This window comes from Paenibacillus sp. FSL L8-0158, assembly GCF_038592965.1.
Taxonomy (GTDB): domain Bacteria; phylum Bacillota; class Bacilli; order Paenibacillales; family Paenibacillaceae; genus Paenibacillus; species Paenibacillus polymyxa_D.
This window is the reverse complement of record NZ_CP151949.1, coordinates 1,034,534-1,048,372: the sequence shown is the minus strand read 5'-3', so window position 1 is coordinate 1,048,372 and position 13,839 is coordinate 1,034,534. Positions and strand designations below refer to the sequence as shown.

General features: G+C 45.9%; 7 protein-coding genes. All 7 read right to left on the bottom strand.

Translation table 11 applies throughout. The annotated features are described in order from the left end of the window. Positions 1-90 precede the first annotated feature (90 nt). The 7 genes from NSQ68_RS04690 to NSQ68_RS04660 all read right to left on the bottom strand — a co-directional run bounded on the left by NSQ68_RS04690 (position 91) and on the right by NSQ68_RS04660 (position 13,658). On the bottom strand, positions 91-1,617 hold the full coding sequence (locus NSQ68_RS04690) for a glycoside hydrolase family 30 beta sandwich domain-containing protein (RefSeq protein WP_342428131.1): 1,527 nt from the start codon (positions 1,615-1,617) through the stop codon (positions 91-93). A 157-nt stretch (positions 1,618-1,774) separates the two neighbouring features. Then, complete coding sequence (locus tag NSQ68_RS04685) at positions 1,775-4,504, bottom strand: glycoside hydrolase family 3 C-terminal domain-containing protein (protein ID WP_342428130.1); 2,730 nt, start codon at positions 4,502-4,504, stop codon at positions 1,775-1,777. A 514-nt stretch (positions 4,505-5,018) separates the two neighbouring features. Next, entirely contained in the window at positions 5,019-6,002 is a 984-nt protein-coding gene (locus NSQ68_RS04680) for a Gfo/Idh/MocA family oxidoreductase (protein WP_342428129.1), read from the bottom strand. A 200-nt stretch (positions 6,003-6,202) separates the two neighbouring features. Next, positions 6,203-6,697 carry a GNAT family N-acetyltransferase gene (locus NSQ68_RS04675; protein ID WP_342428128.1) on the bottom strand — a complete coding sequence of 165 codons (495 nt, stop codon included), beginning with the start codon at positions 6,695-6,697 and terminating at the stop codon, positions 6,203-6,205. 231 nt (positions 6,698-6,928) lie between these two features. Next, positions 6,929-11,896 (bottom strand): DUF4132 domain-containing protein, encoded by a 4,968-nt coding sequence (locus tag NSQ68_RS04670; protein WP_342428127.1) that lies wholly within the window; start codon positions 11,894-11,896, stop codon positions 6,929-6,931. 15 nt (positions 11,897-11,911) lie between these two features. Further along, positions 11,912-12,331 carry a hypothetical protein gene (locus tag NSQ68_RS04665; protein ID WP_342428126.1) on the bottom strand — a complete coding sequence of 140 codons (420 nt, stop codon included), beginning with the start codon at positions 12,329-12,331 and terminating at the stop codon, positions 11,912-11,914. Positions 12,332-12,800: 469 nt separating this feature from the next. Continuing rightward, positions 12,801-13,658 (bottom strand): MetQ/NlpA family ABC transporter substrate-binding protein, encoded by an 858-nt coding sequence (locus tag NSQ68_RS04660; RefSeq protein WP_307353916.1) that lies wholly within the window; start codon positions 13,656-13,658, stop codon positions 12,801-12,803. Between the last annotated feature and the right edge of the window lie 181 nt (positions 13,659-13,839).

Below are 13,839 nucleotides of genomic sequence, written 5' to 3'. Positions count from 1 at the left end.
TCTGGATTTTGTAGCAAATGAAAAAAGAGCGCTCAGCCAGATGGGCTAAGCGCTCTAAAACTTCTATAAAACGTTGATGTACAGGCCGTGTCAGGAAGCCGTAGGATTCCATTGAAAGGTAGCCGCGGACTTGGATGGAAGAGTAGATTTGAAAACCTTATTTCCCTGCCGAACCTTAAATGTCTTTGTGTTCTCTCCCGTATTAGCGGCAATCAGGACAAGCGTACCATCCGGGTTGCCGTAGGCGACCGTTTCGATACTTCCACTATAATGTGTAGAATCAATACGTACCGCACCTGGACGGACAAATTTGCTGGCGTGCCCAATCGCATAGTACTCCACATTTTTCGTAACTGCACCGCTTAACGGGTCGATGGTCACTACACCTCTACAGTTGGTGCACCCCCCATTGGTCGGACCCCCGGACGGGTCAAGTGCGATATTCCAAAAGAGGACATTTTGCGACCAGTTTCGGGGTGCACCAATGATCAGTTTGGACATATCCCAGCTCAAATCATCTCCAAAGCCCGGGCTCCACGCTCCCCCACTACATTCTGTCATATATACAGGCTTATCAGGAAAAGCATGATGCACATCTTTCATCGCCGTAGGTTCTCCTTTGTAGCAATGAAAGGCCGTTCCGTGCGTATAGTTTCGAGCTTGTTCATCTCCTAACACGGTCTTGGCATATTCACTCCCTGTATCCCAGTTATGGTCAAAGGCAATGATCTGAGTAGATAAATGGTTGCGATTTAGGGTCGGGCCCAGATATTGTTTAATAAAATTCGCCTGTTCTGCTGCCCCCATACTCATGCTGGGATACTTGGACGTAGTGAATTCTGGCTCATTTTGAATGGAAATCGCCTGAATCGGAATCCCTTCGTTCGCATAAGCCTGTAGGTAACGAACAAAATAGTCAGCATACGCCTGGTAGACGCGCGGATCGGTATAGTCCAAATACCAGCCGTTATAAATCTGCTCCCCATATTTCATCCAGGGTGGAGCTGTCCACGGGGTCCCCATAATCTTTAAATCCTGGTTTCTTCTCAAGATTTGCTTCAGCACATCGATTACATCCCGATCCTTGGCGATGGAGAAATGATTCAGCTCATAGTCCTTGCCTGTTGCCACATCGTCATAGGTATAGCTGCCAGGCTGTCCCTGTTCATCTACGGAATAATCCGATGCTCCAATGGTATGGCGAATATAACTCAGTTGAATGCCACTGGCTGTAAATAAATCATTTAGCAGCTGATCACGCTGATTGGCAGACATGCCATGATTCATCAGGTATGCAGACGAACCGGACACCGCTGCCCCAAACCCTTCCATCGTCTGGTAACGAATATCTGGCTTAACCTCAATCGTCAGTGTATCCGCATTCGCAGCATTTTCTTTACTGCTATCCTTATCATCCTTATCCCAACGGATCGGGGCTTGTTGGGTTAAACGATTCGCCGGGTTGGGTGTTGTTAGCCACATGTTGACGTTATTTTCTGCTTTCGGCCCCGGAACATTCCGTATAGCCATACTGGCCAGGACCGCACAGATCAAAATGGCTACCCCAGCTATAAGCAGCCAGATGTCAGTACGTCGTTGCTTTTGGAGTTTCTTCATCTAATATCCTCCTCTCCCCATCACTAGCCTGTCCCCACTCTCTCTACTATTTCAGCTTTCACTTGGGTTTCCCTTTGCATACATATGGCAAAAAGAGAGCCGGTGCTTGTGCCCGCGCTCTCTTGAATATAACCATTTTAAAACAAATGTAACGGGATTACTTTTTTGCCTTTGCTGTAGAGGTAGCCGGAATCGTAACACTTCCTGTCAGTCGTAAATCCTGAGAGGAACTGCCCACATAAATGGGCACTTCACCCGCCGGCATAACCCATGCTTTGGACTTTTCATCCCAATAAGAGAAAGCTTTCGGGTCGAGCTCAATGCGAACCTTCTTCTCTTGACCCGGCTTTAACTCCACCTTGGACCAGCCTGCCAGTTGACGGGATGGAGTCTCTACATTTGTCGGAAGCTTACCGCTGTACACCTGTACAACCTCAGCTCCGGCTGTTTTGCCAGTGTTCTTCAATTTGAGCGAAACTTCTACGGAACTCATACGATCGGATTTTTTTCCACTCGCATGCTGCTTTGTTTTCAGATCGCTATATCCGAATGTCGTATAGGATAAACCGTGTCCAAAGGAGAACGCCGGTTGAATCCCCGATTTCTCATACCCACGATAGCCTACAAAAATCCCATCTGAATAGTCACCTATACCGTTCACACCCGGAAACTTCTCTGGTGAGGACACGGGTGTAGACTGCTCGTTAACTGGGAAGGTTACCGGCAACTTGCCTGAAGGATTTACATCTCCGAATAAGACGCGCGCTATAGCATTCCCTTGCTCTTGTCCAGCAAACCATGCTTGTACGATGGAAGGGACTTTATCCTGCCATGTATCCATTTGCACGGCTCTGCCGCTCATTTGTACGACAATGGTTTTCGGATTTGCAGCCGCAACCGCACGGATCAGCCGATCCTGATTGTTCGGCAGTTCCATATCGGAACGCTCAACATATCCCTCGCTCTCATACGTACGCGTAACAACAATCGCAACATCCGATTTTTTCGCTAATTTCACAGCATTGTCAATCAGCTTATCTGACGTATCTGCTGGAGGCTCCCAGCCCAGACGAACCATACCACCGGAATCACGACCATTTGTCGGATAATCAGCGCGGTATTCAATACGTATTTTGTGCTTTTCACCCGCTTTAAGGGAGATGTTTTTCTTCGTAGTGCCCAGCTTTTCACCTTGATTATCCACGAATAGCTTATCGTCGAGATACAGCTTGCTTGATCCCAAACTGGTTAATGACAATGCATAGTCACCATCCTTGGGAGCTGCAATTGCCCCTGTCCAGCGTGCAGATATCAAGCCGTTCAATGTCGTTGGTGTATTTGGAACTTTAGGGGACTTTGCATTGAAGCCCTGATAATTATAAAATCCAAGGTTCATATTGACTTGGTCATCATTGCGTACAAGAATCGGATTGCCTTCCATCTTGTTATTCTTCCAGTATTCGCCTCGAAGCCCCTGTTCGCCATCTCCATAAGTCGCATATCCAACACTGATATGCTCTTTCTGATCAGATGTAGTCAGCAGTGAAGACGGAACAGCCGATGGGCCTGGCATAATGTCTCCTGCAGAGATCGGGTCTGTGCCCGGTGCATATTGGACGGTAACTCCTTTGCCGACACGATTGCGGATTCCCTCTAACGGACTCACGGTATACGTCGGGTTCACCAACGAACTGCCTCCGCCTGCCACAGTGCCGTTATCTGCATCGGGGCCAATCACTGCAATGGACTTGAGTTTATCTTTAGACAACGGTAATGCATTGTTTTTATTTTGAAGCAGTACCATACTTTCCTCAGCCAATTGACGGGCTGTCTTGCCATGGTCACGTGCATCAATTTGGTTATTTTGAGCCGGGTGATCGAACAGACCTTTGCTGAACATTTGCACCAGAATGCGCTCAGCCTTTTCATCAATCGTTTTTTCACTTACCTTACCATTCTTGACAGCAGCCAGCAGCTGATCTCCCCATTTTCCATAAGGGGTTCCGGGTGTTTCCAGGTCCAAGCCACTATTTGCCGATTCGATGGTACTCAGGTTCGCGCCATAATCACTCATCACGAAGCCCTTGAATTGCATTTCCTTTTTCAAGAGATCTGTCATGATGGTCTTGTTCTCACATGCCGATTCGCCATTGACTTTGTTAAAGGAGCACATAGCTCCGCCCAAATCTGCCTTGGCAATAGCCTCCTGAAACGGACGTATGTAAATTTCATGCAGCGCACGGTCACTGACTTTGACATTTGTTGTGAAACGCTCTGTCTCCTGATTATTCATAAGGTAATGTTTGGCAGTCGCCAAAACAGGATGGCTTTGTATACCTTTGACATAAGCGGTCGCCATTTGCGATTGCAGTAGCGGGTCCTCGCCCATAGATTCAAAGTTTCGCGATCCCCATGGAATACGGGCAATATCCATCCCGGGTCCAAGCACCACATTATGAGTTGTATTAAAAGCCTCGTCTCCGAGCAAATCCCCATACTGTTGGGCAGCTTGGGTATCCCACGTTGCAGCCAGCGCAATTGGAGCAGGCAACGCAGTCGATTGCTTGTCCTGCACATCCGGATTAGCGATACGTACACCTGCAGGTCCATCTGCCATCGTCAGCGCCGGAATGCCCAACCGCTCCATCGAATTATTATAGAATCCATAGTAATTGTTGACCTTGCCAGTCACCAAATCTATTTTTTCTTCCAGCGTCATTTCCTGCAGCAGCAGCGCTGTCCGTTTCTCAGCCGACAGGGCCGTGTTCATCCAAGGCCGATCTGTCCGACTTCCTGCCGCTCCTGCAATATTCATAGGTCCGATCACAACAGCCGCAATGACTGTCATCATCACCATACGGAACAACCATGTTGATTTTACTTTCACGTTTGTAATTCCTCCTTGATGTTTGGTCATGAGATGAATGCCTATTCAACGCTCACAGGCTTGCAAAGGCTCTCGATCCTGCGAGCTCCGACAAGAATCCAGAGCCACGGGATAAGCAAGCAAGTCAGCAAAAGCCGCAATAGCTCAAGTGACACGTTTACCACCCTACCGTACATTTTCGAAAATTTCATTGAAAGTTTTTGGAAGTACAGCACTAGGACCATCAATCTTTTTCATGAAAAGATAGCGCTCACAATTCAGTTAACTGATCATAAGATTACACTTTTGTAACTTTTTAATGACGGTTTTTTAACTAATTTAAATCACAAAAAATGATTCATATGTCCCACTCTTGATTTACTCATATGGCATTACCTAGCGTGTGACCAAAGTCGCTATTTGGGAATTGGAAATACTTATGTATGAGAATTTTTCAAAAATCCTGGTATGAAAAAATAACGCTCATAAACAAAAAAATTCCAGAGAACCTGAAAGGTCCCTGGAATGAATGTGATTATTCAAACGGATACCGAAGTCCCCACTGTGAACGAATCTGATCCATCAGTTTCATAATTCCTAATGATTCATCCAAAGGAATAGTAGAACTTTCGAGCAAGCCTTCGTTCAAGCAACGCCCGACTTCTTCTGCTTCAAAGGCATAGCCTGTAGAGGATCGGTCATCCTGAAAGTTTTGTGCCTCTTCACCGTCCACAACTAAAGTAGCCGATGTGCTGTTCAAGAATGACGGAATGTGGATATAGCCCTTGGTTCCATGGATGTATGCCTCATTCGTCAACCCGAGACGGACTGCCCCGTTAAGCATAGCCGTGCGTCCTTGTCCATAATCCAGCAAGATCGAAAATGTCTCGTCAACGCCTGTCTCCCCAATATGAGCAGTGCTCCATACATGCTCAGGTTCAGGACCGAAGACCATTGAAGCAAAAGAAACCGGATAAATCCCTGCATCTAATAGAGCACCTCCGCCCAGCTCAGGGTTCAAGAGCCGGCCCTCCGGGTTCCAATCTATCCGAAAACCAAATTCCGCCTTAACCAGCTTTACGTCGCCAATGTGTCCCGCATGTATCCACTCCCGCACTTGGCGAATCGGAGGCAAAAAACGTGTCCACATTGCTTCCATCAGGAATAGCTTACGCTCACGTGCAAAGCCGATCATTTCCTCCAATTCTTTGCTGTTGACGGTGAAGGGTTTCTCACACAAGACCGCTTTGCCCGCCCGAAGAGCCGTCAGAACATTTTCTTTATGAAAAGGATGAGGAGTCCCTACGTAAATAGCATCTACCTCGGGATCTTGTGCTAATTCCTCATAGCTCCCGTAAGCCCGTGATATTTGATGCTTAGCTGCAAATTCGGTAGCGCTTTCAATAGTACGTGATCCAACGGCATACCCTTCTCCATTCGTAACATGCACCAAATCCGCCACAAATTGATCCGAGATCCAGCCTGTGCCGACAATTCCCCATTTAATCTTTTTGCTCATACTTGTGTCCCTCCCAGCAATTTGGTTAACGTTGATTTACAACATACCCTTTTATTCTAGCAAACGCCTGTCCTAAACAAAAGGAATTCCTGCTCGGCGATAGTTTATATTGCGGCTTGGCAGCAAGACGACACGGCGGTCACTAAGTCACACATTTTGAACTGGAATTTCCCTCAGCCTCGTCTTGGTTCAGGATCATTTTATTGAATGATGTATATGTAAAACTTTTTATCCACTTTCATGATTGGAAAACCAATCGGCAATTCTCCTGGATCTACACTAACAAAGCCGTTCTTCTCATAAAAGCGATGAGCTGCTACGAATTGTGGTGTTGTTCCAAGATAGATTTCTTCAATAGACCTCTCCCTGGCCCAACCTATGGCATGATGCAATAATTGATTCGAAACATTGAATGTTTTACCTCTATAGTTTTGTTTTACAAACATCTTTCTGAGTGCTGTCTTACGGTTCCCAATATCTAACAAAGCAACCGTCCCTACTACGGTTCCTTCACGAAGAGCCACCCAGAAGTTGCCGTTACCACGCTGATAAAAGTTTTCAATATCCAGCAAATCTGGCTGATCTTCTTTGGTTATGGCGATATTATATTCATCTTTTTGAATATGTAAAATTAAATCGACAACTTGTGATTGATACTCGGTTGAGTACTCTTTTAGAAAGATATTATTAATCATCGTTGTGTTCTCCTATGACCGTTAATTGATATACTATTAGATTCCTATCAAATCATAGAACATAAAATATTACCCCTGACTCTTTATTCGCGCTTGATACACGCTTAGTATTAAATAACTCAACCTCCGCAACTAAACTGAGTTTCCACCTGCACAATCGAGGATTTGAACCCATTATCTAGGTGCGAACGTTGAGTTAATTATGAATTGCTCTATATCAGAATTTCTATCCTACGCTTGAAGCTGCGCAAGAATTTGCGGGTCCTTGATCTTCTGATCCTCGGCCAACAACACAATTTTGGATAGAATCTCGGCTGTTCTTGGGTCTTCGTCCAGAAACGGCAGGAAGATGCGTCCACGATGCTGCGAATGCACCGGAATAATATGCAGCGCTCCCTTCGCTTGCTTGTAGACACCCCCGCTTCCCAGATGTACAGCATATTCGCCAAGAGTCCCGTCTACACGAGCATAATTCCCATCCACGCGTACATTGCTAATTTTCAGCAGACGAAGTGATTCCTGCACAATGACCCTACGCATTTCAATGGTCGTCAGACTGGCCTCTGGATCAACGCCGCCTACATGAGCAACACTGACGACCAGATCCACGTCCCGCATAACTTCGGAGAACAGAACAGGAGGAACCTCGTTCAACGGTACGCTCTTATACGTTGTCCGATCAAAGAACTGCACTGTCTCCAGCGTAGGAGCCTCGGTATCCGCTGGTGAGAACCAGTCCGCCATGGCATACAGGTTCGCAATCAAATTCTCGGCATAGTACACCTTCTGGAGTCCATCCTCATAGCTGACCGTCCATTGGCGACCTTTCAATAGGGATACCGTCTTATTCGGCTGTACCTGGTGTCCCGCATATCGACGGGAAACGGTCGCGTTGGCACGTTCATCAGCATTCAGCAGGTACAGCTCACGGAACACCTGCTTAAATGGCTGGCGTATCTGGCGGTCGAATAAGTCCTTCTGGAAGTCGCTCCAACGACCACTTTCGAACAAATGAAGGGGATGAGCGATAATCAGCTTGTCCTCTTCTCCTATAGTATGCTGTTCGGCAAAAGGAACCGTCAATACCAACGTTTCCTCATTAAAATATCCAAGGTGATCATCAGCCTTGAAAACCAATGTCCGCACCAACGGAGCAAGCACAGGATTACCCAGCAATCCTCTCAATTCCCTCACCATAAAGGTCGTACCAGACTCCATAGAGCGTTCCAATTCTTTGCGAGCTCTGCGGTACTGATCCACTAGATCTCCTTTAAGCTCCTTCAGCGACGTAACATACTCATCCTTCTTGAAACGAGCCGGAATGGATTTCAACGTCTTGCCTTTGCTGACAATTTCAATATCTGCCGCTCCTTCATCATCAATGACGAGCTGCACGGTTGTAGTCTCGTCCAAAGCATGTGGCTCAAAATAAGATCGGAGATCATCCAGCTTACGAGCTTCCATGTCCCAGACAAGACGGGTTACGTCATCATAACCTGCGTTACGCGCCAAATTCCCAAGCGCAATCCGCGAAACCAGCGCCTCACTAGCCTTACGCTGTGCACCGAATTTTTTGCTTTGTTCCAGAAACTTCTGGATAAAATCATAACGTTCACGTACATCTGGTTCAGGCGGCTGAGCAAGTGGAATCAAACTGTAGGTCAGCAAATGGTCTTTGTTTCGCTTGTCTTCCACTGATTTTTCCATTTCACTCCGTTTGAGCTTACCCAGCGTCGCATCCGCAAACAACTGGGATCGACGATGATTGGCTCCAGCCGAAATATACTTGGCACAATCGTACAGCAGATCAAAACGTTCCTCGCCCAACGTCTCATAAGCCTCATGAAACCAGTGAATATCGAAGGCGCCATCATTAAAATCTTGCGGAGCAATCGGCGAGTAATGGGCTACAATCGTTTCCTTCTCGGCCGAAAAACCTTCATTGATATGCGCATGGAAATACCATGCCGCACTGCGAAGCCCTTCCCAATCGAGATAATCTGCTACAATCTCAATCCACTGCGGGGCATACATAGCAGCCTCCAGCAGACGTTTATCTGTAATTTTAGTGTTCTTCAGCTTTTCCTTGAGCAACGTGGCATCCTCGCCATCACTTGGATAACATGCCTTGAGCAAGTGGCTGAACGATTCCTTTTTGGTAATACGATCACCGTAGCCGTACACATAACCACGCACGAACGTTTCCTTATCGAGCCCCTCCAGAATACGGATGAAATAATTCATGCCTTCAATCCGACTCAAGCCCATAACCTTTGGCGTAGCCTCGGTAGGCAAATCGCCTCGAACCAATTCAACTTCTAACAGTCGATCAATAACCGTGCGACGTATTTCCAAAAATTCCGGTTTTCTGGAAATCCATGCATTGCGAGCATTGGTTAAGGTACTCATATGTCTTCTGCTTTCACTACCGGCCAGCAGTTCCCGATATACTTCACCTACACCGATCAACCCTTTTTCATAGGCTTTGAAATAATCCTCCAGATCCAGCGGAGAATAAAAACGATTTTCTGCTCCTGGCAGTTCTGCATAGTTCACAAAGGTATGGAAAAAGCGCTTAAAGGACTCATCATCATGAACCTGCCCCTTCTCCAGCGCCACCCACGGGCCGGACAAGAGATGAAACATTCCCATATCCTCTGTTGGTCTATCCTTAGGCATGCTTTGCATTAGTGAATTTAAAGCAAGGTCGATTACGTCAAATGTTTCAGCTCCGGCTGTGTCCATAAAATAAGCATTGATTAATGTGCTTACCTGATCGGAATAGGTCAGCTCTGCCATCCACTTTTGAACCTCGTTAATCCGATCCACAGGATACATTTGCTCAGCGAAGTCTTTACGCCATCCTTCCAGCAGCTTGTGCTTGCTTAGCTCTGAATAGTCCATGTTAAAAGAAAAGTATCGAAAGTAGCGATCCAGCGTTCGGTTCATAGGCTCCAACCGGTCATAAAAAATAAGCTCCAGCAGTTCACGTGCTTCTATGCTGCTTTCCTGCAAATAGCGGTTCCACTCCTCATATAGAGGATATAAAGACAGTCTGGAATCTACCTCTTCATCGACCTGAACCAGTCGTAGAGGGCGAAGGTTCGTTCCAATAAGCAGTGTATCTTTGTAGCCTGAATAATACTCCGCAGTATATTCCACATCACGATGCTGATGAACAAGCTCATCCAGTCCAGTCAAGAACTGCTTGAGCTTCTCCAATGGACTAACAAAAACATCGGACAATCGAAAATCACCCAAATCAACTTTCTCTTCCAGCCAAGCTTCCTTGACATTCGGATCGTACAGGCCAAAACCGTTAGCCCCTGTATAAGCATCCTCCTGTCCCAGCTTGGACAACAGCTGCTCCTCTTTGGCTGTAGGTTGCTGAATGATATCCGCCAAAGCCCGCAGGTTTTCATACTGTTCGGCACGATCCGGGTCTGCATATATCTTCGTCAATACTTCCAGTCCACCCAATCGTTGCAGCTCCGCCTTAGCACGAAGCAAGCGTTCCAATGAGCCAGCGAGCGGCTCTTCCGATTGTGAGAGCAACACACCAATGACACTTTGTCGCAACGAGCCCGTCTTGAGCTTTAATAAGGCTTCCATTTGTTGCATTTCTGGTTCCGACAACGTCAGCTTACGCGCCTTGGCTACAGCGAACTCACGAATGCTCATACTTTTGTCCGACAAACTGGAAAAAATAAAATCACGTTGTACCGTATCCTCAGGATTTTGCACAAAATGGTTCAACAGTTCGCCACGCAGATTAGGGCTAATCTGTTCCTTTAAGGCTATGATTTCCCCAATCCAAGAAGCGTCCATATCATAACCAGCGAGATACAGCATTTTTTGAATAGGCGCATCTGAGCGGTGATACAGATTAACAAAATCCAGCACCTTGGAGGGCTCTGTGGACTCACCCTTTTTCATATGTACGAACAGGTTATGAAGTCGTTCAAAATCCTTACGCCGCTCCTCTTTGCTCTCCAGCAAAGGGGTGCGCACCACTTTAACGATCCGATCCGCGACCGTCCCGCCTTCTATCCATTCATAAAAATAATTGCTTGTATAGTTCGTCAGTATCCAATATTGAAGCTCCGGGTCCGTTTCATCCAGATATTCTCTCGCAATTCCGAGGCGCACATCCTTGTTGTCACTGTTAGACAGTACGTACAGTGCTACGATCTTCTGGTAAGTTGCTCCTTGCTCCATGAGTTTCCGAACCTGTCCATACAGATCACGTTCCTCATGTACTGCGGTAGCCCACAAACTCATATACACTTCATTAGCATTTGAGCTTGTCAGCCATTCCTGGCGCAGTTCACTACGAGTCAATGCTTCATATGCCTGCTCGATCAGTTGGCGAACGACCCGCTGATTGGCGGATTCCAAACCCATTCCCGTCCATACTGCAAGCGCCCGCACCACCGAACTGTAACGAATGAAGCCTTGGTCGATGATCAACTTTAACAGATATATGAGAGCCTCCGGGGTTCCCTCATCCATTTGTTCCACGATACTTTGGCGCAATCCCTCCTGGAGTTTGGCGACCGCCAAGAGCTCTCCAATCATGCGATAATTCTCCTCCTGATGACTCAGGAGCATGCCTTTAATCATATTGCGTGTAAGTAACGCCGCCTGATTATCCCCATAAATAATAGCTTTTAACGCCTCAAGCACCTGTAAATTACCGTTATCCAGCTCATAAGCAATCCAGTCACCAATCGTTTCCTGAATCCGGTAATCTCTGCCTGGTTCATAATCCTTTTTTGTTAAATAATCCATCACGGAGAACCCGATACAGTCCATTCGGATCAACTGCACCATTTTTTTATAAATCCGGGAAGTATGGGCCGTAATATCCGAAGTGCGAAACGGTTTTCGCGCATATCCTGTGCTGTATGGATATTCAGTCACATGCTCTGTTAGATGTGCGAATACATCCCCAGCTGTTTGTCCAATTAGAGCACGTAATACCTCTGTCAGTGGCTTGAACAGCGGTTCTCCGCTTTCTGTCGCCCGTTCTTTTAATATTCGCTGACATTCGTTAAATGGCTCCTCGTTCTCCTGTATGTAATGAAGCTTACCCAGTTCCACAACATACTGAGCCAACTCCTGTTGTTGCCCATCCAGTTGCGCCGCGCGCTCCTTCAGTGTGGTGAAATATTCTAGCTCATTGTTCTCTTGATGCATATTTCGTTTCCCCCTCTACCATAGGCCTCCAGCCAGCATTGTGAAGCGTATAAATACAATCTCATTCCCATCCTTAAGTGACAAAGGAGCATCCAGTTCAATAGCTTCCTCATCACACACAAAAACTCTGTATAAACCATCTTCAAAAGCCTGCATTGCCGTGTTCACGGCAGCCTTAATATCCGGGACACCCTCATTATATATGGAACCGAATCCTACTTTGCCTATCTCGCCTTGTGCCTGAACTTCCTCTCCCGTGAGGAATGGAATCAGCGCGACACTCTCCTGCTTTTCCCGTAGCTTTTGAACATTCAGAGCAACGGTTGCAGTAATCAAATCTCGCAATGTTTCTGGTGCAGGACTCAGCTCTACTTCCTGTCGTGCGAGTGCGGGCTTGCGCTTTCCCAGACTTTTTACAGTTACAAACAGCTTCATGTCGTTCCCCTTCCTTTTTATTCACGCTTTTGACCCGTTGTCAGCTGAATTTTTTGACCCATATAAAAACACCGTTAACGAAATCGAAAACGAATGTTTGTTCGTATATTTATTTTAATAGGTTCCTTATCATTACTCCATCACCCTTTATGACCAAAATTCATAATGCTGTAATACACTAAAATCTTAAAAAACAAGACTTTGTACCCTGATTTCGATGAAATTTATCCATATTAAGGATGAAAAAGAAAAAGACCTGCACAAGGGAGACCATCTGCTCTTCACAGACTTTCTTCCATTATACAGGTCATATTTCATCATAAAATAATGTTTCAATACTTATTTCAGGATTTTGCAAAATTCGATTCCAGTCGCTCCAACGTGCAAGATATAGACGAACTAAACCATTTCGATCTATATCTTATTCATTGGAAGTCGCTTATTGGATTTTTGCAAAATCCTCATTTATTTAAAATGCTGGAACAACGCTATCCTTGTAATTGTCCTCAAAAAATTTACGTACTTCCGGTCCGGTCATTCGCTTTGCCAGCTTTTGAATGGCATCGGAATCTGCATTATCCTTACGCGCTACCAGATTAATGGCAAAGTGTGTATCGTCTTTTTCGGTAATCAGCGCGTCCTTCTTCGGTGTCAGACCGAGCGGCTTGGCATATGCGGGATACATGGCAGCCATGTCCACATCATCCAGTGAGCGCGCCAGCATCAACAAATCCACTTCTTTAAACACAAACTTTTTCTTATTCTCAATAATATCAGCCTGTGTAGCATTATAGCCTACGCCTTCTTTAAGCTTGATCAAACCGTTTTGTTCCATCATTACCAAAGAACGTCCTGTATTGGCCGGGTCATTGGCAATGGCAATAGTCGCACCTTCGGGCAGGTCTTTAACGTTCTTGTATTTTTTGGAATACGCGCCATAAATGGCGTTGTAAATTGGTTTTACCGCTACCAAATCGGATTTGTTGCTTTCATTATATTGTTGCATAAAAGGAGCATGCTGAAAGAAGTTAGCATCCACTTCATGGCTTGCCAATGCGTTGTTCGGTTGGATATTGTCTGACAGCACGACGATTTCCAGATTGACTCCGTCCTGTTTAAGCAGTGGCTTCACGATATCCAGCACATCTGTCATCGGTGGGATGAGTGTCGCTATTTTCAAGGTCACTTCTTTTTGGGAAGTCGCTTCTTTAGACTGTGTTTCTTGTGCAGCCTGCTTTTGACCACCGCATCCGGCGACCAGTAGCATAACGACAGCAAATAGTGTAAGTAATTTCAAGTTCGTTTTCATGTTGTTTTTCCGACTCATTCGATGTGGAACCTCCAAAATTAGTTGTGATCGGGAAGATAAAAATGAGTTACAGTATAGCCGCTTCGCGAATGATTTGATCTTACGATCGCTGTTGAAATGGGATTCTCTCTGATTTATAAAGTGATGTATAGGTTAGAATCCCATTTCAAAGGCGAACGCTAACGCTTCTCCAGATTCA

What these genes read in the sequence shown, in the direction of transcription:
- NSQ68_RS04670 (WP_342428127.1), bottom strand. Translation starts at nt 11,896, where the DNA reads ATGCATCAAGAGAACAATGAGCTAGAATATTTCACCACACTGAAGGAG.
- NSQ68_RS04680 (WP_342428129.1), bottom strand. Translation starts at nt 6,002, where the DNA reads ATGAGCAAAAAGATTAAATGGGGAATTGTCGGCACAGGCTGGATCTCG.
- NSQ68_RS04675 (WP_342428128.1), bottom strand. Translation starts at nt 6,697, where the DNA reads ATGATTAATAATATCTTTCTAAAAGAGTACTCAACCGAGTATCAATCA.
- NSQ68_RS04660 (WP_307353916.1), bottom strand. Translation starts at nt 13,658, where the DNA reads ATGAGTCGGAAAAACAACATGAAAACGAACTTGAAATTACTTACACTA.
- NSQ68_RS04665 (WP_342428126.1), bottom strand. Translation starts at nt 12,331, where the DNA reads ATGAAGCTGTTTGTAACTGTAAAAAGTCTGGGAAAGCGCAAGCCCGCA.
- NSQ68_RS04690 (WP_342428131.1), bottom strand. Translation starts at nt 1,617, where the DNA reads ATGAAGAAACTCCAAAAGCAACGACGTACTGACATCTGGCTGCTTATA.